The following is a 21,737-nucleotide window of genomic DNA, read 5'->3' as shown; positions in this document are numbered from 1 at the left end:
CTCCTCATGATCCAATTCGATACGGTCCACAAGCGCTTCCCGAACGGCACAACCGCGGTCCACGACCTGACCCTCGAGATGCCGGAAGGAGGCGTGACCGTCCTCGTCGGATCTTCCGGTTGCGGCAAGACGACGACGCTCCGCATGATCAACCGGATGGTCGATCCGACCTCCGGGACGATCAGAGTGGGCGGCAAGGACGTCCTGGAGCAGGACGCGGCCGAGCTGCGCCGCTCCATCGGTTACGTGATCCAGCAGTCCGGGCTCTTCCCGCACCGCACGGTCCTGGACAACATCGCGACCGTGCCGCTGCTGCTCGGCTGGGGCCGCAAGAAGGCGCGGGCGCGGGCGGCGGAGCTCCTGGAGACGGTCGGCCTCGCCGCCGACGCCGGGAAGCGGTACCCGCACCAGCTCTCGGGCGGCCAGCAGCAGCGGGTCGGCGTGGCGCGTGCGCTCGCCGCGGACCCGCCGGTGCTCCTGATGGACGAGCCGTTCGGTGCGGTCGACCCCGTGGTGCGTACCCAGCTCCAGGACGAACTCCTGCGTCTCCAGCGGGAGTTGAACAAGACCATCGTCTTCGTCACGCACGACATCGACGAGGCGGTACGGCTCGGTGACCGCATAGCCGTCTTCCGCACCGGCGGCCACCTCGTGCAGTGCGCGAGCCCCGCGGAGCTCCTGGCCCGCCCGGCGGACGACTTCGTCGCGGACTTCCTGGGCGCCGAGCGCGGCCTGAAGCTGCTCTCCCTGACCACACTGGCCGAGGTCCCCAAGGCCCCGGCCCCGGAGGGCGGCGCCTGGACGCTGCGTCTCGACACCGCGGGAGCGCCGGTGGCGTGGCGGCACAAGGACTCACAGGCCGCGGACGTCCCCGTACGCCCCCTGCGGGACACGGACTCGCTCCTGTCGGCCCTCAACGAGTCCATAGCCGCCCCCAGCGGCCTGGTCGCCCGCGTCGACGCGGAGGGCGTCCTGACCGGCGTCACGTCCCGCGACGACATCCACGAGCACGCGGGGACGGCTCACGAGCAGGGCCGCGAGAGCGCCCCGTCAGGGGCGCGAGGAACTGCGCGAGCAACCCAGGACGGCCCGCACCAGGAAGCCGCCCCCACCACAGCGAAGCGCCCCGCGTGAGCGTCGACTGGTCGTGGATATCCGACCACACCGACGACCTCACCTCCCTCACCCTCTCCCACCTACAGGCCGCCCTCACCTCCGTACTCCTCGGGCTGCTCATCTCGCTCCCCCTGGCCGTCATCGCGCACCGCGTGCGCCCCCTGCGCGGCCTGCTCCTCGGCCTGTCGAACGTCCTGTTCACCATCCCGTCCATCGCGATCTTCGTGCTGCTCCTGCCGGTCAGCGGGCTCACCCGCACCACGACCGTCATCGGCCTGACGATCTACACCCTCGTCGTCCTCCTGCGGAACACCGTCGAGGGTCTGGACTCCGTCCCGGCGAAGACGAAGGAAGCCGCGAAGGCCATGGGCACCCGCCCCCTGCGCACCCTGCTCACCGTCGAACTCCCCCTCGCCCTCCCCGTGATCATGGCGGGCGTACGGATCGCGACGGTCATGGCGATCTCCCTCGTCTCCGTGGCCACGTACATCGGCGACGGCGGTCTCGGACAGCTCTTCACCGACGGGTTCCAGCGCAACTTCCCCACCCCCGTCATCGTCGGCGTCGTCCTGACCCTGCTCCTCGCGCTCGTCGCGGACGCGCTGCTGGTCACGCTCCAGTACGTCCTGACCCCCTGGACCCGCCGCAAGAGGAGCGCGTGACATGTACGAACTCTTCAAGAACCTCGGCGCCTGGCTGGTCAGCGGCGAGCAGTGGGCCGGGTCCGACGGCATCGGGCACCGCCTCCTGGAGCACCTCCAGTACTCGCTGCTCGCGACCCTCATCGCCGCCGCGATCGCGCTGCCGGTCGGCCTGCTCATCGGGCACACCGGGCGCGGCGCCTTCGTCGCGATCAACCTCTCCAGCTTCGGGCGCGCGCTGCCCACGGTCGGCCTCGTCGTCCTGGTCTTCCTGGCCAGCGGCCTGTCGATGTGGCCCGTCTACATCGCGCTCGTCGCCCTCGCCGTGCCGTCCATCGTGACCAACACGTACGCCGGGATGACCGCGGTCGACCCCGAGGTACGGGACGCAGCGCGCGGCCAGGGCATGCGCTGGCACCAGGTCCTCTTCCAGGTCGAACTGCCCCTCGCGCTGCCCCTGATCATGACCGGCCTGAGGCTCGCGCTCATCCAGGTCGTCGCGACCGCCACCATCGCCGCGTACGTCTCCTTCGGCGGGCTCGGCCGGTACGTCTTCGACGGGCTCGCCCAGCGCGACCTCGTGCAGGTGCTCGGCGGCGCGGTGCTCGTGGCCGTCGTCGCCGTCGTACTCGATCTCGCGCTCTCCGCACTCCAGCGCGCCCTCTTCCGCCACCGCCCCGCCAAGTCGGCCTAGGAGCAAAGCCAGATGGCCCCCATGAACCGCAGAAACGTCCTCGGCGGACTCTTCGCCGCCGCGTCCGTCCCCGCGCTCGCCTCCTGCAGCGGCGGCATCACCTCGCTCAACGGCGACGGCTCCGGCGGCTCGGGCGGTGGCTCCAGCAAGAACGGCGTCACCATCGGCACCGCCAACTTCACCGAGAACCAGGTGCTCGGCTACCTCTACGCCGCCGCCCTCGAAGCGGAGGGCGTCAAGACGACCGTCCGCCCCAACCTCGGCACCCGCGAGATCCTCATCCCCGCCCTCAAGGGCGGCGACATCGACCTCCTGCCCGAGTACCAGGGCGCCCTCCTGCACTACCTCGACGCCAAGTCGAAGGTCACCGAGGAGGGCGAGATGCAGAACGCCCTCGCCATGGTCCTGCCGCGCGGCCTGCAGATCCTCCCGTACGGGAAGGCCGAGGACTCGGACGCCTTCGCCGTCACGAGGGAGACCGCCGACAAGTACGGCCTCAAGACCCTCGCCGACCTCGCCAAGCACAACGGCAAGCTCGTCATCGGCGCCGCACCCGAGGTCAAGAAGCGCACCGTGGGCTCGGTGGGCCTCAAGGACGTCTACGGCGTGGAGTTCAAGGAGTTCAAGTCCCTGGACTCCTCGGGCCCGCTGGTGAAGGGCGCCCTGAAGAAGGGCGACGTCGACGTGGCGAACCTCTTCACCACCGACACCGACATCGCCGCCGAGAAGTGGGTCGTGCTCACCGACCCCAAGAACCTCATACCCGGCCAGCACATCGTCCCGCTCATCGCCGACCGCAAGGCCGACTCGACGGTGCGCAAGGCGCTCGCCCGCCTGGGCAACGCGCTGACCACCAAGGACCTCACCGAGCTGAACCGCCTGGTGGACAAGGACAAGAAGGACCCGGAGGACGTCGCGGACGACTGGGCGGCGAAGCACGGGATCAGCAAGAAGTAGGCCGCACCGCCGAGTAGTTGGGAAACCGAGTCATGGCAGCTGAAGACCTGGTGGAGCGTCGCTCCATCGACGTCGTCCCCGACGACGAACGGCACGGCACGGCGTTCAGCCAGTTCACGCTCTGGCTCGGCGCCAACCTCCAGATCACAGCGGTCGTCACGGGCGCGCTCGCCGTCGTCTTCGGCGGCGACGTGGTGTGGTCGGTGATCGGCCTGCTGCTCGGCAATCTGCTCGGCGGCGCGGTGATGGCCCTGCACTCGGCGCAGGGCCCCAAGCTCGGCCTGCCGCAGATGATCCAGTCCCGCGCCCAGTTCGGGGTGCGCGGCGCGGTCGTGCCGCTGCTCCTCGTCATCCTCATGTACGTCGGCTTCTTCGCGTCCGGCAGCGTCCTGGCCGGACAGGCCACGGCGCAGCTCACGCACACGAACGACACCACCGGCATCATCGTCTTCGCGGTGATCACCGCGGTGGTGGCGGCGGTCGGCTACCGCGTGATCCACGTCCTGGGCCGGGTGGCGAGCGTGATCTGCGCGCTGGCCTTCATCTACCTGGGCATCCGCCTCCTGGACCGCGTGGACCTCTCGGCGCTCCTGAACGACGCGCACTTCGACCTGCCGATGTTCCTGCTCGCGATCTCGCTCTCGGCGTCCTGGCAGCTCGCCTTCGGGCCGTACGTCGCGGACTACTCGCGCTATCTGCCGCGTACGACGTCGGGGCGGGCCACCTTCTGGTGGACGCTGTCCGGGACGGTGCTCGGCTCGCAGTGGTCGATGACGTTCGGCGTGCTCGTGGCGGCCAGCGCGGGCGGGGCGTTCCTCGACAACCAGGTCGGATACGTGGTCGGCCTGGGCGGTACGGGCCTGATCGCGTCGTTCCTGTACTTCGTCATCGCGCTGGGCAAGCTGACGATCAACGTGCTCAACACCTACGGCGGCTTCATGTCGATGGTGACCAGCATCAGCGGATTCCGGGGCCAGAAGACGCTCTCGCCGCGCGGCAGGGCGGCGTACATCGCCCTGATCATGGTGGCGGGCACGGTGGTGGCGCTCCTCGGCAAGGACAGCTTCCTGACGTCGTTCAAGGACTTCCTGCTCTTCCTCCTGACGTTCTTCACGCCGTGGTCGGCGATCAACCTGGTCGACTACTACCTGATCTCCAAGGAGCGCTACGACATCCCGGCGCTCTCGGACCCCGACGGCCGCTACGGAGCCTGGCGCTGGGACGCGCTGACGGTCTACGGAGTGGGTGTCCTGGCCCAACTCCCCTTCCTGGCGACGCACTTCTACACGGGCCCGCTGGTGGAGCCGCTCGGCGGAGCCGACATCTCGTGGATCGTGGGCCTGGTCGTCCCGGCGGCCCTGTACTGGCTGCTCGCCCGCCGCGACACGTCCCACATCCCCGGGCAGAGCGCGGAGCCGACACCGAAGGCGGGTGCTGGGGCCCGCTGAGAAAGGGGGGATAGCCCCACTGCCAGGACGGCACCGGCTGCGTACCTTAAACAGCTATGGAAGCCCGAGACGCCGAACTCAAGAAGGAACTCGACGCCACTCTGCACGCGCGCAGAGAGCTGGGCGAAGAGTACGAGTCCGCGCTGGTCGACTCCTTCCTCGGGAAGGTGGAGCAGCGCCTGGACGGCACCATCGACCGCCGCATGCGCCGGCACATGGCCGAGCAGCAGATGGTCGTCGCCCGGGGCTCCCGCGCGCCCAACAGCCCCGTGGACTCCTGGGGCGAGCGCTTCGGCTTCGGCATCATCTCGCTGATCCTCGCGGTCCCGCTCTCGGCGATCGGCGTGGTCAACGCGGACCTGCCCGGCCTCTTCGTCACCTGGGGCGGCATCGTCGGCGTGAACGCGGTGCATTCGCTGCGCGGCATGAACTTCGGCCGCGGCAAGGACCGCGACCGGAAATCGGAGTGGGACGACTGAGGGACGGCTGGGGGACGACTGAGGTCTGAGTCCACGGCTCCGGGGGGATCCTGCCCTGATGACCACATCCGTCGCGCACCTCAGTGACCCGCACCTCACCACGGGCGCCCTGGCCGCCGGTCCGGCAGCCGGGCTGCGCCACGCGCTCACCCGCGTCCTCGCCCTGGCGCCCCGGCCCGACTGCGTCGTGATCACCGGCGACCTGACGGAACACGGCCGCCCCGAGGAGTACGAGCAGCTGCGCGAACTCATCGCGGACTTCCCGCTGCCCCTGCACCTGACGACCGGCAACCACGACGACCCGGCGTCCCTGGCCGAGGCGTTCGGCGGCACCGGGCACCTCGGCGGCACCCACGCCACGCACTACGCCGTCGAGTACGAGGACCTGACGCTGCTCGCCCTGGACTCGAACGTGCCGGGCGCGGGACACGGTCACCTCGGCGAAGCCCAACTCACCTGGCTGGACACCCGGCTGGCGGCCCGCCCCGACGTCCCCGCCCTGGTCTGCGTGCACCACCCGCCGGCGGACATCGGCATCCCGTTCCTGGACGGCATGCGCCTCACGGACGGCGACGCCCTGGCGGAGGTCCTGGCCCGCCATCCCCGGGTCGCCCGAGTTCTCGCGGGCCACGTCCACCGCCCGATCACCGGCGCCTACGCGGGCACGACCCTGTCGACCGCCCCGTCGACGTACCTCCAGAGCTCCCTGACGATGAGCCCGGACGGCGCCATGGGCTACGTACCCGAACCGACGGCCTTCCAGCTCCACCTGCGAACGGCCACCGGCTGGGTCACGCACACGGTGCCGGTGAGCCATGCGGCGGGGCTGATCCAGGGGTACTGAGCTGATCCGGGGGTTCTGAGGGGCGCTCCCGCTACCGGGGCCTGGCCCGTACTGGCCCGTATACGAAGTTCGTGCGCGGGGACCGCCGCACCCCCGGGTGAACCAGGGGGCGGGACGACGGCGGTCCCCGCGAGGGGCGCGGGCCGGGTCAGGACCGGGCCCGCGTCCAGGCGTTCAGAGGTCCGGGAGCCGCTCCGGAGTTCCTGTACGCCGACAACGACCAATGTGCCCGAGCCGTGTTAAGCGGGTGCTGCGCGGACGTGTCGCGCTCGTACCACTTCCGCGAAGTTCGCCCCACGGCTCGCACCACGGCTCACGGCACACCCCCGCGATTACTGGCCCTGCTGCTCCGCGAGGAAGGCCAGCAGGTCCTGACGGCTCACCACACCGGTCGGCTTGCCCTCGACGAGGACGATCGCCGCGTCGGCCCTGCCGAGGACCGTCATCAGGTCGGCGACGGGCTCACCGGAGCCGACCTGCGGCAGCGGGTCCGACATGTGCTTCTCCAGCGGGTCGGAGAGCGAGGCGCGCTGGGCGAACAGGGCGTCCAGGAGCTCGCGTTCGACGACGGAGCCGATGACCTCGGCCGCCATCACGTCCGGGTGGCCCGCGCCCGGCTTCACGATGGGCATCTGCGAGACGCCGTACTCACGCAGTACGTCGATGGCCTCGCCGACCGTCTCCTCCGGGTGCATGTGGACGAGCGAGGGCAGTCGGCCGCCGGCCTTGCGGCTCAGTACGTCGCCGACGCGAGGCGCGTCGCCCGCCTGCTCCAGGAAGCCGTAGTCGTTCATCCACTCGTCGCTGAAGATCTTGCTCATGTAGCCGCGGCCCGAGTCGGGCAGGAGTACGACCACGACGTCGTCCGGACCGAGCCGCTCCGCGACCCGCAGCGCCGCCACGACGGCCATGCCGCAGGAGCCGCCGACGAGCAGCCCCTCCTCCTTGGCCAGGCGCCGCGTCATCTGGAAGGAGTCCTTGTCGGACACCGCGATGATCTCGTCCGTGACGTTGCGGTCGTACGCCGTCGGCCAGAAGTCCTCGCCGACGCCCTCGACGAGGTAGGGCCGCCCGGAGCCGCCGGAGTACACGGAGCCCTCGGGGTCGGCGCCGACGACCGTGACCTGACCCTTCGAGATCTCCTTCAGATATCCGCCCGTACCCGAGATCGTGCCGCCGGTCCCGATGCCGGCCACGAAATGGGTGATCTTCCCTTCCGTCTGGTCCCACAGCTCGGGGCCGGTGGAGTGGTAGTGCGAAAGGGGGTTGTTCGGGTTGCTGTACTGGTCGGGCTTCCAGGCGCCGGGGGTCTCGCGCACGAGGCGGTCGGAGACGTTGTAGTACGAGTCCGGGTGGTCGGGGTCGACGGCCGTGGGGCAGACGACCACGTCCGCGCCGTACGCGCGCAGCACATTGATCTTGTCGAGCGACACCTTGTCGGGGCAGACGAAGATGCACTTGTAGCCCTTCTGCTGGGCCACGATGGCGAGCCCGACCCCGGTGTTGCCGGAGGTGGGCTCGACGATGGTGCCGCCGGGCTTCAGCTCCCCGCTCTGCTCGGCCGCCTCGATCATGCGCAGCGCGATGCGGTCCTTCACGGAACCGCCGGGGTTGAAGTACTCGACCTTGGCCAGGACGGTCGCCTGAATGCCCGTGGTCACGTTGTTGAGCTTCACCAGCGGGGTGTTGCCGACGAGGCTGATCATCGAGTCGTGGAATTGCACCGTTGTCTCCGGGCTGCGATGTAGTGCGACGAATGGGTGTCGTCAGCGTAAGGGTCCCGTTCAGTCGTTCACCTCCGCATGCGATTGGCCGACCGTGCTTACGGGGCAATTAGTTGATGTATGGCGGATTGGCTACGAGGAGGTGGCTGCGGGGCATGTCGAGGGCGAGGGTGGCGAGGCGGATCGCGGCGGGCGCGGCGTACGGCGGCGGAGGCATCGGGCTGCTCGGGGCGGCGGCCGTGGGAGTGGTCCTCGCCGAGGTGCAGCTGGCGAAGCGGACGGTCGGGAACAGCGGGGAGCATCCGGCTCCGCCGCGGGCGGACGGACGCTATGGCTGGGGGTTCGCGGACCGGTCGGACGGCGCGGAGCCCTTGCGCTTCGCGATGCTCGGCGATTCGACCGCCGCGGGCCAGGGGGTCTACCGGGCCCGGCAGACCCCGGCGTCGCTGCTCGCGGCGGGGCTCGCCGCGGTGGCGGAGCGGCCGGTGGAGCTGCGGAACGTGGCGCTGCCGGGGGCCCAGTCGGACGACCTCGATCGCCAGACGACGCTGATCCTGTCCGAATCCCCGTCCTGGGTGCCCGACGTCTGCGTCGTGATGATCGGCGCGAACGACGTGACGCACCGGATGCCGGCGACGCGTTCCGTACGGCATCTGTCGGCGGCGGTGCGCAGGCTGCGTACGGCGGGGGCGGAAGTGGTGGTCGGCACCTGTCCCGACCTGGGGACGGTCGAGAACGTCTACCAGCCGCTCCGCTGGATGGCGCGGCGCGTGTCGCGGCAGCTGGCCGCCGCGCAGACGATCGGCGTGGTCGAGCAGGGCGGGCGGACGGTGTCGCTCGGGGACCTTCTCGGGCCCGAGTTCCTGGCGAACCCGCGGGAGCTGTTCGGTCCCGACAACTACCACCCCTCCGCGGAGGGGTACGCGACCGCGGCGATGGCGGTGCTTCCGACGCTGTGCGCCGCGCTCGGCCTGTGGCCGGAGGAGGAGCGCCCGGACGTCTCCCGGCGCGAGGGCTTCCTGCCGGTGGCGCGTGCGGCCGCGCAGGCCGCCTCGGAGGGCGGCACGGAGGTCGCGGCCGCGATGCCGACGGGCCCGCGCGGCCCCTGGGCCCTCATCAAACGCCGCCGCCGCCGACGCATCCACCACGCCCCGGACCAGGACCCGTCGCCCTTGCGGGGGTGAGCGTCCAAGGCCGGTACCAGCCTGAGCAAGCGCTTAGAAAAATGCGGTCCGCATCACAGTCCCGCACCGGTGACCTTCGCGGTACGTCCGGGTAACTTCCGAAGCGGTCCGCCTTTCGAGAAGCAACCTCTGGAGCCCCGCATGCCCGAAGCCGTGATCGTTTCCGCCGCCCGTACGCCGATCGGCCGCGCCTTCAAGGGCTCCCTGAAGGACCTGCGGCCGGACGACCTGACCGCCACGATCATCGAGGCCGCCCTCGCGAAGGTCCCCGAGCTCGACCCGAAGCTCATCGACGACCTGATGCTCGGCTGTGGTCTGCCGGGTGGCGAGCAGGGGCACAACCTCGGCCGCATCGTCGCCGTACAGATGGGCATGGACCACCTGCCTGGCTGCACCATCACCCGGTACTGCTCCTCCTCCCTGCAGACCTCCCGCATGGCCCTGCACGCCATCAAGGCGGGCGAGGGCGACGTCTTCATCTCGGCGGGCGTGGAGATGGTCTCGCGCAGCGTGAAGGGGTCGAGCGACGGGCTCCCCGACACCCACAACCCCCTCTTCGCCGACGCCGAGGCCCGCACCGAGGCCGTCAGCAAGACCGAGGGCTCGAACTGGCACGACCCCCGCGAGGACGGCCTGATCCCGGACGCCTACATCTCGATGGGGCAGACCGCCGAGAACCTGGCCCGCGCCAAGGGCGTCACCCGCCGGGACATGGACGAGTTCGGCGTCCGCTCGCAGAACCTCGCCGAGGAAGCCATCAAGAACGGCTTCTGGGAGCGGGAGATCACCCCCGTCACCACCCCCGACGGCACCGTCGTCAGCAAGGACGACGGCCCCCGCGCCGGCGTCACCCTCGAAGGCGTCGAGGGCCTCAAGCCCGTCTTCCGCCCCGACGGCCTGGTCACCGCGGGCAACTGCTGCCCGCTCAACGACGGCGCCGCCGCCCTCGTGATCATGAGCGACACCAAGGCCCGCGAGCTCGGCCTGACCCCGCTCGCCCGCATCGTCTCCACCGGCGTCACCGGCCTCTCCCCCGAGATCATGGGCCTGGGCCCGGTCGAGGCCAGCAAGCAGGCGCTGTCCCGCGCCGGTCTGACCGTCGACGACATCGACCTCTTCGAGATCAACGAGGCCTTCGCCGCCCAGGTGATCCCCTCCTACCGCGACCTGAACATCCCGCTCGACAAGCTGAACGTCAACGGCGGCGCCATCGCGGTGGGCCACCCCTTCGGCATGACCGGCGCCCGCATCACCGGCACGCTCATCAACAGCCTCCAGTTCCACGACAAGCAGTTCGGCCTGGAGACGATGTGCGTCGGCGGCGGCCAGGGCATGGCCATGGTCATCGAGCGCCTCAGCTGAGCGCCCCGGCAGCCCCTCCGGGGCCCGGAAACCCCTCACGTCTCCATTGATTCGTGACTCAATCTCCCCCAGGATGTGACCTATCTCCTGGGGGAGATGTATATGCCCAGGTCAGAGCACATCTGTGGATAAACTCCGGGCCGAAAGACCTGTCCAATTCGTGACGTAATGCACTGACAGGTGGATCGTGCAGCCTTCAAGCTGATGTAGGAAGTCGGGGGTCGACTTGAAACCGGGAGTACGTCAGTGAGCGCCATGCCTATTGCCTTGCTGCTCTCCACGGCCGCTGCCACGGCCGTGGGCGCCGCCGCCCTGCACGCCGTACACGGCCTGCGAAAGCAGCTCGCAGAGATCACCGCCCTGCGCGCCGAGCTGGCCCAGAGCCGCTCGGAGAACGCGAACGCCGCCGTACCCGCTGCCCGCACGGCCGCGGACACCGAAGAGATACGCACGGCCGTCGCCGAAGCCCTCGCCGAGGAACGCGAGCGCGAGCTGGCCGAGGCGCGGGCCTTCTGGGCCGCCCAGGAAGCCCGTGACGCCTCGGACGCGCCGTCCCTGCTCAGCGGCCTGCCCGGCCTCTCCGACATGGCCGACGAGCTGTTCCTGCCCCGCCAGGCGGACTTCTCCGGCCTGGAGGCGGACAGCCTGGAGCCGGTCATCGAGCCGTACGCCGACCAGGTCGACGAGTTCGCCGCCGACTCCCCGGAGCTGGCCGCGGCCCGCCGCCGCCACCCCTCGCACCCGGACTTCGTCCCGGTCCAGTCGCCCGTCAACGGCGACCACGAGCGCACCGTCGCCTGCCTGGAAGAGCTGGCCGGCGCCCGCACCGCGCTCGCCGACGTCCGCCCCGGACCGCTCGGCACCCTGGACGTCTACGTCTTCACCGACGGCACCACGCTGTGCATGACGCCCGGCCACCGCGAGACCGCGGAGCTGCTCGCCGACGCCCTGCGCGACGGCCACGCCCCGGTCCTGCTCGGCGGCTCCGGAGTCTCCGGCGCCTACGCCCTCACCTTCGAGTGCGGCACCGAGAACGTCTACATCCTGGCCGACCGCGTCATCGCGTCGGTCTGACCCGCGCGACCCCGGCGCCCGCCGGGGTCGGACCCCACCCCCGTACCACCCCGGTCACACTCCGGCGCGCTTCTGCGCCTTCTCCACGAGCGTCAGTGCCTCCGCAAGCTGACCGGAATCATCGAGCACAAGGGCCAAATCCCGCCCCGCGACCGTGATTTGGTCGGCCGCCGCGAACATCCCGGCGTCCGGCATCTCCCGCGGCTCCGCGTCCGGTACCTCGATCCGCTGTGCCCACGCCGCCAGTTCCCTGGCCAGAGCGAGCGCCTCGGTCGCCGCCCCCCGCTGCAGGCGACTCTGCGGGGCGGCCCGCAAGCGGTCGGCGAATTGGTCCACTGCGGCCGTCAAAGGCGTCGTATCAAGCACCCGGCGACCTTATGCGCCCGGACGGGACTGTTGCCAACGTCCCGGCACTCAGGCACGGTGTCGTGAAGGACGGAACACATCGCGACGCGTCCGGAGGCGCCGATGTCACAAGTCTTCTCCGAGGAGACCCACCGCAATCTGATCGCCCGCATCCCCCACTGCACCGGTCGTGAAATCTCCGACTGGCTTCGCGCCGTGGACGAAGGCCCCTCGCTCTTCCGCTTCGAGGAGAAGGTCAGCTGGCTCCGCGCGGAACACAATCTGGCGTACGGGCACGCCAAGGCCATCATTCACGAGTACGACTTGCGGCGGGCTGCCCGCAAGCTGCTCTGACTCCCCTGTCCCCTCACGCGCATCACACGCACGGCGAATCACTCATACACGAAGGGCCCCGCGGAACATCCGTTCCGCGGGGCCCTTCGTTTGGATCAGCTCGATCAGCCGCGTCAGTCGTTGCCCTGAAGGATGGCGATCAGGCGCAGGAACTCGAGGTAGATCCAGACGAGCGTCATCGTCAGACCGAACGCCGCGAGCCAGGCCTCTTCCTTCGGGGCGCCGTACGCGATGCCGTCCTCGACCTGCTTGAAGTCCAGGGCCAGGAAGCACGCGCCGAGCAGGATGCCCACGATGCCGAAGACGATGCCGAGGCCGCCGCTGCGGAAGCCGAGGCCGTCACCGCCGCCGAAGACCATGAACAGCAGGTTCACCGCGGTGAGGAGCAGGAAGCCCATCGCCGCGGCCATCACGAAGCCGTAGAAGCGACGGTTGACGCGGATCCAGCCCGCCTTGTAGGCGATCAGGACGCCGGCGAAAACGGCCATCGTGCCGAGCACGGCCTGCATGGCCGCGCCGTCCGCGATGCGGTTGTCGACGACGCTGGAGACGACACCGAGGAAGACACCTTCCAGGGCGGCGTACGTCAGGATCAGCGCGGGCGATGCCTTGCGCTTGAAGGCCTGCACCAGGCCGAGCACCATCGCGACGAGGCCCGCGCCGATCGCGATGCCGTACGACTTGCCGATGTTGGCGTCGTCCACCGGCAGCAGCGCCCAGGCGAGGGCGGCCGTCACCAGGAGGGTGCCGAGCGTGGTGGCCGTACGCATGACGACGTCGTCCATCGTCATACGGCCGGTGGTGGTTACGGGCGCCTGCGGCGCGCCGTACTGAAGGTCCTGCTGGGCGTACGGGTTCGTCGCGTACGGGTTGGCGGGGGCCTGCTGGCCCGCGGTCGCGTACGGATTGCCCTGCTGGGTCTGCGTCCCGCCCGCGGGTCCCCCGGCCTGCGGCTGCTGCTGGCCGAAGCCCGCGTAGCCGTTGTCGCGGCTGAACCCCCGTCGCGAGAAGACCGGGTTACTGCTCCTCATCTCACTCCTCCATGGCCACCGTGTGTGGCTTTGGCTCAAGAGTAATGCGTAGGCAAAAGGAAGACCCTAGTGCTTGGGGAGGATCTTTCCCTCCTTGTGACCAAGAACGCTCGGCCCGGTGCTCTCTGTTCCCGGTGCGGCGGCGGATACTCCCTCGTCGGCGGGGGTACGGCGGCTGCGCCGGACGAGTGGCACCAGCGAGATCGCGACGGCGCCGAGCACGGCGGCCACGGCGAACGTGGTGAATCCGAGTGACGCGTTCCCGCCGGAGACGACGGCGCCTCCCAGCCACGGGCCGACGACCGCGCCGGTGCGCCCGACGCCGGTGATCCAGCCGAGTCCGGTGGCGCGCTGGGCGGGCGTGTACACGGAAGGGGCGGAGGCGTAGACCATCACCTGCGCCGAGAAGAGCCAGATGCCGGTGACGAAGACGATCACGTACGCGACACCGAGCGGCAGCTCGGCCTTGAGCAGGAAGGCTCCGCAGGCCGTGAGCAGGAACCAGATCGCGGAGATCCGTACGGCGCCGAACTTGTCGGCTGCCCGGCCCGCGACCAGCATGCCGACGATGCCGCCCGCGTTGATGACCATGAGGAACGTCACGGAGGAGGAGAGGGAGTAGCCGGAGGCGCGCATCAGCTCGGGGAGCCAGGTGGAGACCCCGTAGACGAGGAGGAGCCCGGCGAAGGACGCGATCCACAGGAGCGGGGTGGCGAGCCGCTGACCGGGGGTGAGGAGCGAGGCGACGGCGGCGAACCGTCCCTTGGCACCGGCCTCGGGGGCTTCGGCGAGCGTCGGGGACGGCAGGAGGTACCGGGCGGCGACGGCCTCGGCCTCGCTCGTGCGTCCCTTGGCGAGCAGCACGCCGGGCGATTCGGGCAGCCACTTGAGCACGAGGGGGATGGCGACGGCCGCGGGGATCACGCCCGCCCAGAAGACGACGCGCCAGCCGTGGTCGGGCCCGAGCCAGAGCCCCAGGCCCGTGGCCGCCATGCCGCCCGCGTGGTACGAGGTCATCATCAGGCCGGTGGCGAGCGCGGCCCTGCGCGGCGGCGCGAACTCGGCGACGATCGCGAGGCTGATCGGCATCAGACCGCCGAGCCCGAGCCCGGCGATGAACCGGCCGCCCCCGAAGACGGCGGCGGTGGGCGCGAGGGCGCAGACCGCGGAGCCCAGGGAGAACAGCGCGACGCTCCCCGTCACCATCGGCTTGCGGCCGATCCAGTCGGTGAGGGTGCCGCAGCCGAGGGCGCCGACGAGCATGCCGAAGGTGGTCCAGGAGCCGATGGTGCCTGCGGTCGACGGGGTGAAGCCGAAGCCCTTGTCGTCGATGAGGTGCGGCATCACGGCGCCGTAGATGTTGACGTCCATGCCGTCGAAGAAGACGACGAGCCAGCACAGGGCTATGACGGGGGCCACTGATCTGAAGGTCCGCTGGGGCGCGGCGCCTTGGGGAGCGGTCACGGGGCTCTCACTTCTTTGTGGGACCTGGTGGGGACGGGGGTGCGAGCGGGGTGTGAGCGGAGTGCGTCAGTCGAGCGGGAATCCGGTGTAGCTCTCGGCGAGGTCCGCCTCGGCCGAGCGCGCGGTGGTGATGCGGTCCAGCCGGGCGAGCTGGATGCGGTCGTCGAAGGGGGTGGCTTCGGGCGAGCGGTGCAGCATCGTGGTCATCGCGTACGAGAAGCGCTCGGCCTGCCAGACGCGGCGCAGGCAGGTCTGCGAGTACGCCTCCAGGCGGGCCTCGGAGCCCGTCTCGCGGAGTTCGGCGAGCGCGCGGGCGAAGGTGACGACGTCCCCGACGGCGAGGTTGAGGCCCTTGGCGCCGGTGGGCGGGACGATGTGGGCGGCGTCCCCGGCGAGGAAGACCCGGCCGTGCCGCATGGGCTCGTGGACGTGGCTGCGCATGGGCGTGACGGACTTGGCGGTGATGGGCCCGCGCTTCAGCGTCCAGGCGGGGTCGTCCGTCTCCAGGCGGCGGTCGAGCTCGTCCCAGATCTCCTCGTCGCCCCAGTCCTCGGCGTCGGTTCCGGCCGGGACCTGGAGGTACGCGCGCGTGACGGTGGGCGAGCGCATGGAGAGGAGCGCGAAGCCGCGGTCGTGGCGGGCGTAGACCAGTTCGTCGTGCGAGGGCGGTACGTCGGCGAGGATGCCGAGCCACCCGAAGGGGTACGTCCGCTCGAAGACCCGCGAGACATCGGCGGGCACGACCTTGCGGGCCACACCCCAGGAGCCGTCGCAGCCCACCACGTAGTCGCATTCGAGTACGTCGTCGCGGCCCTGGTGACGGAAGCGGATGCGGGGGTTCTGCGTCTCGGCGCCCTCCACGGCCAGCGCCTCGGCCCCGAAGAGCAGCGGGCCGCCTTCGGCGAGCTGGAGGGCTATGAGGTCCTTGCAGACCTCGGTCTGGGCGTAGACCATCACCGACCGGCCGCCGGTGAGGGCGGGGAAGTCGACGCGGTGCCTGCGGCGGTCGAAGCGCAGCTCGATGCCGTCGTGCGGGATGCCCATGCGGTCCATGCGCGCGCCGGCGCCTGCCTCGCGCAGGACGTCGACGGTGCCCTGTTCCAGGATTCCGGCGCGCTGGCGCTGCTCCACGTAGGCACGGTCCCTGGTCTCCAGGACGACGGAATCGATGCCGGCGTTGTGCAGCAGGCGGGCGAGGAGCAGCCCCGCCGGTCCGGCTCCGATGATTCCGACGGTGGTGCGCATCGGCCGACCTCTCCCCTTGTTCGCCTGGTGAACTTTCGTTCATAATGTGCTGACGGGAGTCTCCGACCGGACCCATCGGCTGTCAACGGTTGCGGGCCATCCACTTTCGGGGCACCCGGTTTCCACCTGTACGAGGAGCAGCGCCATGCCGGAAGAGTCCGTACGCCCCCTGGAGCGCGGCCTCGCGGTCCTGCGCGCCCTCGCGGTCGCCGATCAGGTCAGAGCGGGCGACCTGGTGCGCGCGACCGGCCTTGCCCGCTCGACGGTGGACCGGGTCGTGGCGACCCTGGCCCGCATCGGGTACGTGCGCGAGCACGGCCAGGAACTGCGCCTCACGCCCCGCCTGATGGAGCTCGGCAACGCCTACCTCGCGGCGAGCGGACTGAGCGGCGAGGTCGCGGCGCGCACCGCCCGGCTCGCGGACGAGCTCGACGAGTCGGTGTCCCTCGCGGTGCCGGACGGCGACGGCGTCCGCTTCGTCACGCAGGCCGCGCGGCGCCGCGCGATGTCGGTGGCCTTCCGCATCGGCGATCTGCTGCCCGCCGAGCGGTGCGCCCCAGGCGCGCTGTTCGCCGCCGAGTGGGACGAGGCGGCGTGGGCGGCATGGCGGGCCCGGGTGGCCGCCGACCCCGGGGGCGAGGCCTTTCCCGCGCTGCCGCCGGGGCCGGCTTCCCCGCCGCCGGAACTCACGGACCGCGTGGAGCACTCGCGGGGTACGGGCTGGGCCCTGGACGACCAGCTGATCGAGCCGGGCCTGATCGCGACGGCGGTCCCGGTGCGCGACGCGACGGGGCGCGCCCGGTACGCCCTGTCCGCGGTGAGCCACACCAGCAGGCACACGGCACAGGGCCTCGCGGAGCTCGTACTGCCACGGCTGCGGGCGGAGGCCGCGCACCTGGAGTCCCTGCCTGCGGCGCAACTACCGGGCGATCAAGCCGATGTGACGGCACCTCATACGGCGGGCGAAACCCTCCCCCACGAGCAGCCGAGTGACGCCAAGGCCGAACTCGGCCCCGGCTACCTCCAGTCGCTCGCCCGCGGCCTCACCGTCCTGCGCGCCCTCGGCGGGGCCCGCGGCGACGGCCTCCCGCTCACCGCGACCGCCGCCGCCACCGGCCTTCCGCGGGCCACCGCACGCCGCTGTCTGCACACCCTGGAGCTCGAGGGCTACGCGGCTCACGACGGCCGCCTCTACCGCCCGCTCCCCCGCATCCTGGAGCTCGGCTACGCCCGCCTCTCCGGCCTCGGCTTCGCCGACATCGCCGATCCGCATCTGCGCCAACTGACGGCCCGTGTCCACCAGTCGGCCTCCGTGACGGTGCTCGACGGCACGGACATCCTGTACGTGGCACGGGCGGCGACGACGCGCGTCATGAGCGTCTACATCACGCTCGGCACCCGCTTCCCCGCCTGCCCCACCGCCATGGGCCGGGTCCTGCTCGCCGGGCTGCCGCAGGGGGACCGCGCACGCATCCTGGAGGCCGCCCCGCCCCGCCCTCTCACCCGGCACACCGTCACCGACCCGGCGGCCCTGCACCGCATCCTGGACCGGGCCGCCGCCGACGGGTACGCAACCGCGGACGAGGAACTGGAGGAGGGCCTGCGCTCGGTCGCCGTACCGCTGAAGGACGCACGGGGGCGGGTGGTCGCGGCCCTGAACGTGGCGCAGCACGCGGGCACCGCTCCCCTGGCGGAGACCGTCGATGCGCTGCTTCCCGCACTGCGCGCGACGGCGGCGGCGATCGAAGCGGACCTGCACACGGCGGCCCGCTTCAACGGCGTACTGACGCCGTAGCGGAAATGCCGCCGACGGCTTGTGGAGGTGCCCGGAGCCGGACTTGAACCGGCACGCCCGCTAGGGGCAGCGAGGTTTAAGCTCGCCGTGTCTGCATTCCACCATCCGGGCAGGCCATGGGCTCCGCATCAAGTGATTCGACCCTATCGGGAGGCGTCCCCCGAACAGCGGAACAACAGCCCGATGTTGTCTTATTTTATTGACGTCTGAGGGTGCATCAGCCACCGGCCCGGCCCATCGGCACATGCCGCAGGCCCTTCCGCCGCTGCGGGGCCTCCTGTACGGAATGACGGAATTTAGCTGCCTCCGGAACGCCGTCGGGTCACTGGCGGGTGGTACTCGTGTCAGGGGCCGAGGTCATCCCCAGGTATGACACAGACGACTCGAGTCCGACTGGAGAGGGCCCCCGGAACCGGAACAGCGGCTGACTACACGGCGCGGATCCGCAAGGACGATGGAATACGTCCCCACTCGTCGTCCCGACAGGAGCACCGCCCCGTGACCACCACCCCCTACGCCGCCCGCACCACCGCAGTGGCCGCGCGCGCCACGGACCTCTCCAAGGTGTACGGCCAGGGCGAGACCCAGGTGGTCGCCCTGGACCATGTCTCCGTCGACTTCCGGCAGGGCGAGTTCACCGCGATCATGGGCCCGTCGGGCTCCGGCAAGTCGACCCTGATGCACTGCGTCGCGGGGCTCGACAGCTTCAGCGGCGGCTCCGTGCGGATCGGCGAGACCGAGCTCTCCACCCTCAAGGACAAGCAGCTCACCAAGCTCCGCCGGGACAAGATCGGCTTCATCTTCCAGGCGTTCAACCTGCTGCCGACCCTGACGGCCCTGGAGAACATCACGCTGCCGATGGACATCGCAGGGCGCAAGCCCGACAAGCAGTGGCTGGAGCAGGTCATCTCCATGGTCGGTCTGGCCGGGCGCCTCTCCCACCGGCCCACCGAGCTCTCCGGCGGCCAGCAGCAGCGCGTCGCCGTGGCCCGCGCGCTGGCCTCGCAGCCCGACATCATCTTCGGCGACGAGCCGACCGGAAACCTCGACTCGCGCTCGGGCGCGGAGGTCCTCGGCTTCCTTCGCAACTCCGTGCGGGAGCTGGGGCAGACCGTGGTGATGGTCACCCACGACCCGGTCGCCGCGGCGTACGCGGATCGCGTGATCTTCCTGGCGGACGGACGGATCGTCGACGAGATGCACGGGCCTACCGCCGAGGGCGTTCTTGACCGGATGAAGGACTTCGACGCCAAGGGGCGGACCAGCTAAGCGCCGGGCGACGTCCGTAGGCACTGTCTGCGGGTACGTCGTGGCTGATCGCGCAGTTCCCCGCGCCCCTTCGGGGCGCTCCCCAGCGCTCCTCCCTCCTCCCACAGGACTCACACCCATGTTCCGTACCGCCCTGCGCAACGTGCTCGCGCACAAGGCCAGGCTGTTGATGACCGTGCTCGCCGTCATGCTCGGCGTCGCCTTCGTCTCCGGCACGCTGGTCTTCACCGACACCTTCGGCAACGCCTACAAGAACAAGTCGGCCAAGAGCTTCGACCACGTCTCCGTCGCCATCCAGGGGGACGGTTCCGCCTCCTCGTACGGTGGCGGTGACGAAGGCGGCGAGGCCAAGAAGCCGCCGCGGCTGACCGACGCCTTCCTGAAGAAGACGCAGAACCTGCCCGGCGCCGAGTCGGCGATCGGGTCCGTCTCCGGGTTCACCGCGGTCGCCGACAAGGACGGCAAGCTGGTCGGCGGCGAGTGGGGCTCCTCCGGCGCCAACTACTTCCCCGGCAAGGACGGCAAGGACCCGCGCTACGACTTCACCCGGGGCGCGGCCCCGAAGTCCGCCGGTGACATCGCCCTCGACTCCAGGACCGCCGAGCGCACCGGCTACAAGGTCGGCGACACGGTCCGCTACTCCACCGACGGACCGGTGAGGACGGCGAAGATCAGCGGCGTCTTCGACACCGAGGACGGCAGCGTCCTCGCGGGCGGCAGCCTGGTGGTGTTCGACGACGACACGGCGCGCACCGTCCTCGGCAAGACCGAGTACGACGAGATCGACGTGAAGGCCGCCGCGGGCACCTCCGAGGCCGCGCTGAAGACCTCGGTCGAGAAGATCCTGCCGAAGGACACGGACGCCGTCACCGGCGCCCAGCTCTCCGACGACCAGGAGAAGATGATCGAGGAGCAGACCAGCTCGATGAGCCAGGTCCTGCTGATCTTCGCGGGCATCGCGCTCTTCGTCGGCATCTTCATCATCGCCAACACCTTCACCATGCTGGTCGCCCAGCGCACCAAGGAGCTCGCGCTCATGCGGGCCGTCGGCGCCTCGCGCCGCCAGGTGACGCGCTCCGTGCTCATCGAGGCGTTCCTGGTGGGCCTGGTGGCCGCCGTGACCGGCTTCGCGCTCGGCATCGGCGTGGCCATGGGCCTGGAGGCCCTGATGAATTCCGCGGGCGCCTCGCTGCCCGACGGGCCGATCGTCATCGCCCCGACCACGATCGTCGTCGCCCTGATCATCGGCGTGGTCGTGACCATGCTGGCCGCCTGGCTGCCCGGCCGCCGCGCCGCGAAAATCCCGCCGGTCGCCGCGATGAACAGCGTCCACGCGACGCCCACCATGCGCGGCCTGGTCGTCCGCAACACCTTCGGCTCGATCATCGTCGCCCTCGGCGTGCTCATGCTCTTCATGGACGACAACTACGTGATGGCCGGCGGCGCAGCCGTGATCATGGTCGGCGTCATCGTCCTCACGCCGCTCCTGTCGCGTCCGTTCATCGCCGCGTCGGCCCCGCTCCTGAAGCCGTTCGGCGTCACGGGCAAGCTGTCCCGCCTCAACGCGGTGCGCAACCCGCGCCGCACGGCGTCCACCGCAGCGGCCCTGATGATCGGCCTGACCCTCATCACCGCGATGACGGTCGTGGCGACCTCCATGAGCAGCGCGATCAACAAGATGGCCGCGGGCTCCCTGAAGGCCGACTACACCGTCTCCATGGCGAACTACCAGCCGCTGACCCCGGAGGTCCGCGAGAAGCTGGACAAGCTCCCCGAGGTCGAGGCCAGCAGCCCGATGCGCATGGCCTACGGCGAGGTGGACGGCTCGTACGCACGGATCGCCGGCGTCGACGAGCAGGACTTCGGCAAGCTGACGAGCCTGGACTTCACCAGCGGCTCCCTGGCGAACCTGACCGGCAGCTCCACGCTGATCGACAAGGAGACCGCGGACAAGAAGGGCCTGAAGGCGGGCGACACCGTCCCGGTGAAGTTCGACGACGACAAGACGGCGAAGCTGAAGGTCGCCGGTGTCTACCAGCAGAACGAGATGATCAACGGTCTCTTCACGCCGCTCGCCGTGGTCGACCCGCACCTGTCGAAGATCACCGACGAGCAGGTCCTGGTGAAGATGAAGGGCGGCACCTCCGACAAGGCCGAGGACACCATCGTCAAGGCCCTCGGCGACAACCCCGCCATCAAGATCCAGGACAAGGACGCGATCAGCAACGAGATCGCCGGCGCGATCAACCTCATGCTGAACATGCTCTACGGCCTGCTCGCGATGGCCATCCTGATCGCGGTGCTCGGCGTCATCAACACCCTCGCCATGTCGGTCTTCGAGCGGAAGCACGAGATCGGCATGATGCGGGCCATCGGCCTCGACCGCGCGAAGGTCAAGCAGATGGTGCGCCTGGAGGCGGTCATCATCTCCCTGTTCGGCGCGGTGCTCGGCATCGGTCTCGGCCTCTTCATGGGCTGGGCCGCGGGCAACAGCATCACGGACTCGGTGAAGACGTACACCATGGAGATCCCGCTCGGCCGTATCGCGGTGTTCCTCTGCATCGCGGGCCTGGTCGGTGTCCTCGCGGCGATGTGGCCGGCCCGCAGCGCGGCCAAGCTGAACCCGCTGATGGCGATCAAGGCCGAGTAGCACCTGACGGCAGGCGCACATGAACGGGGCCCCGGACACTCACCGTCCGGGGCCCTTTCAC

The 21,737-nt window shown here is 70.3% G+C and carries 19 protein-coding genes and 1 tRNA gene; 14 read left to right on the top strand and 6 right to left on the bottom strand.

Annotated elements, in window-relative coordinates:
• Window positions 1-6: 6 nt before the first annotated feature.
• Genes ACWFR3_RS22625 through ACWFR3_RS22595 form a run of 7 tightly spaced genes read left to right on the top strand, consistent with a single transcriptional unit; the run spans window position 7 to window position 6,179 of the window.
• A complete protein-coding gene (locus ACWFR3_RS22625) occupies window positions 7-1,134 on the top strand; it encodes an ABC transporter ATP-binding protein (RefSeq protein WP_453736404.1) in 1,128 nt (375 codons plus the stop codon).
• Window positions 1,131-1,778 (top strand): ABC transporter permease, encoded by a 648-nt coding sequence (locus ACWFR3_RS22620; RefSeq protein ID WP_453736403.1) that lies wholly within the window; start codon window positions 1,131-1,133, stop codon window positions 1,776-1,778. The genes ACWFR3_RS22625 and ACWFR3_RS22620 overlap by 4 nt, the downstream gene beginning before the upstream one ends.
• A 1-nt stretch (window position 1,779) precedes the next feature.
• Complete coding sequence (locus ACWFR3_RS22615; RefSeq protein ID WP_453736402.1) at window positions 1,780-2,451, top strand: ABC transporter permease; 672 nt, start codon at window positions 1,780-1,782, stop codon at window positions 2,449-2,451.
• Between the two features lie 21 nt (window positions 2,452-2,472).
• A complete protein-coding gene (locus ACWFR3_RS22610) occupies window positions 2,473-3,408 on the top strand; it encodes an ABC transporter substrate-binding protein (protein WP_453736401.1) in 936 nt (311 codons plus the stop codon).
• Between the two features lie 32 nt (window positions 3,409-3,440).
• Window positions 3,441-4,856 (top strand): purine-cytosine permease family protein, encoded by a 1,416-nt coding sequence (locus tag ACWFR3_RS22605; protein WP_453736400.1) that lies wholly within the window; start codon window positions 3,441-3,443, stop codon window positions 4,854-4,856.
• Window positions 4,857-4,912: 56 nt separating this feature from the next.
• The gene (locus tag ACWFR3_RS22600) at window positions 4,913-5,335 is read left to right on the top strand and encodes a hypothetical protein (protein WP_453736399.1); all 423 of its coding nucleotides are present in this window, start codon (window positions 4,913-4,915) and stop codon (window positions 5,333-5,335) included.
• 58 nt (window positions 5,336-5,393) lie between these two features.
• Window positions 5,394-6,179 (top strand): phosphodiesterase, encoded by a 786-nt coding sequence (locus ACWFR3_RS22595; protein ID WP_453736398.1) that lies wholly within the window; start codon window positions 5,394-5,396, stop codon window positions 6,177-6,179.
• Window positions 6,180-6,511: 332 nt separating this feature from the next.
• Here ACWFR3_RS22595 and ACWFR3_RS22590 read toward each other — a convergent pair whose 3' ends face one another.
• A complete protein-coding gene (locus ACWFR3_RS22590; RefSeq protein ID WP_453736397.1) occupies window positions 6,512-7,903 on the bottom strand; it encodes a cystathionine beta-synthase in 1,392 nt (463 codons plus the stop codon).
• Window positions 7,904-8,058: 155 nt separating this feature from the next.
• On the opposite strand from ACWFR3_RS22590, the gene ACWFR3_RS22585 reads away from it, so the two are divergent.
• The 3 genes from ACWFR3_RS22585 to ACWFR3_RS22575 all read left to right on the top strand — a co-directional run bounded on the left by ACWFR3_RS22585 (window position 8,059) and on the right by ACWFR3_RS22575 (window position 11,523).
• On the top strand, window positions 8,059-9,087 hold the full coding sequence (locus ACWFR3_RS22585; protein ID WP_453736396.1) for an SGNH/GDSL hydrolase family protein: 1,029 nt from the start codon (window positions 8,059-8,061) through the stop codon (window positions 9,085-9,087).
• A 141-nt stretch (window positions 9,088-9,228) separates the two neighbouring features.
• Window positions 9,229-10,449, top strand: a complete 1,221-nt coding sequence (locus ACWFR3_RS22580) for an acetyl-CoA C-acetyltransferase (RefSeq protein WP_453736395.1) — start codon at window positions 9,229-9,231, stop codon at window positions 10,447-10,449.
• Between the two features lie 255 nt (window positions 10,450-10,704).
• Complete coding sequence (locus ACWFR3_RS22575; protein WP_453736394.1) at window positions 10,705-11,523, top strand: hypothetical protein; 819 nt, start codon at window positions 10,705-10,707, stop codon at window positions 11,521-11,523.
• A 54-nt stretch (window positions 11,524-11,577) separates the two neighbouring features.
• On the opposite strand, the gene ACWFR3_RS22570 is transcribed toward ACWFR3_RS22575, so the two are convergent.
• The gene (locus ACWFR3_RS22570) at window positions 11,578-11,859 is read right to left on the bottom strand and encodes a hypothetical protein (RefSeq protein ID WP_453736393.1); all 282 of its coding nucleotides are present in this window, start codon (window positions 11,857-11,859) and stop codon (window positions 11,578-11,580) included.
• 132 nt (window positions 11,860-11,991) lie between these two features.
• On the opposite strand from ACWFR3_RS22570, the gene ACWFR3_RS22565 reads away from it, so the two are divergent.
• Complete coding sequence (locus ACWFR3_RS22565; RefSeq protein WP_160505450.1) at window positions 11,992-12,222, top strand: DUF4287 domain-containing protein; 231 nt, start codon at window positions 11,992-11,994, stop codon at window positions 12,220-12,222.
• 113 nt (window positions 12,223-12,335) lie between these two features.
• Here the strand turns inward: ACWFR3_RS22565 and ACWFR3_RS22560 are convergent, their stop codons facing one another.
• From ACWFR3_RS22560 to ACWFR3_RS22550, 3 genes are all read right to left on the bottom strand, one after another.
• Window positions 12,336-13,253 (bottom strand): Bax inhibitor-1/YccA family protein, encoded by a 918-nt coding sequence (locus tag ACWFR3_RS22560; RefSeq protein WP_453736392.1) that lies wholly within the window; start codon window positions 13,251-13,253, stop codon window positions 12,336-12,338.
• Window positions 13,254-13,319: 66 nt separating this feature from the next.
• Window positions 13,320-14,717: an MFS transporter gene (locus tag ACWFR3_RS22555; RefSeq protein WP_453736391.1), complete on the bottom strand. Its 1,398-nt coding sequence runs from the start codon at window positions 14,715-14,717 to the stop codon at window positions 13,320-13,322.
• 66 nt (window positions 14,718-14,783) lie between these two features.
• A complete protein-coding gene (locus ACWFR3_RS22550; RefSeq protein ID WP_453736390.1) occupies window positions 14,784-15,962 on the bottom strand; it encodes a 4-hydroxybenzoate 3-monooxygenase in 1,179 nt (392 codons plus the stop codon).
• A gap of 145 nt (window positions 15,963-16,107) precedes the next feature.
• On the opposite strand from ACWFR3_RS22550, the gene ACWFR3_RS22545 reads away from it, so the two are divergent.
• On the top strand, window positions 16,108-17,757 hold the full coding sequence (locus ACWFR3_RS22545; protein ID WP_453736389.1) for an IclR family transcriptional regulator domain-containing protein: 1,650 nt from the start codon (window positions 16,108-16,110) through the stop codon (window positions 17,755-17,757).
• 28 nt (window positions 17,758-17,785) lie between these two features.
• Here the strand turns inward: ACWFR3_RS22545 and ACWFR3_RS22540 are convergent.
• Window positions 17,786-17,868: transfer RNA gene (locus ACWFR3_RS22540), tRNA-Leu, on the bottom strand.
• Between the two features lie 387 nt (window positions 17,869-18,255).
• On the opposite strand from ACWFR3_RS22540, the gene ACWFR3_RS22535 reads away from it, so the two are divergent.
• Together ACWFR3_RS22535 and ACWFR3_RS22530 are read left to right on the top strand one after the other, a co-directional pair.
• A complete protein-coding gene (locus ACWFR3_RS22535) occupies window positions 18,256-19,026 on the top strand; it encodes an ABC transporter ATP-binding protein (RefSeq protein ID WP_453736388.1) in 771 nt (256 codons plus the stop codon).
• Between the two features lie 118 nt (window positions 19,027-19,144).
• Window positions 19,145-21,676, top strand: coding sequence for an ABC transporter permease (locus ACWFR3_RS22530; RefSeq protein WP_453736387.1), 2,532 nt, complete (start codon window positions 19,145-19,147; stop codon window positions 21,674-21,676).
• Window positions 21,677-21,737 lie beyond the last annotated feature (61 nt).

The organism is Streptomyces sp. NPDC055189, from assembly GCF_053606765.1.
This window is presented reverse-complemented; position numbering and strand designations above follow the sequence as displayed.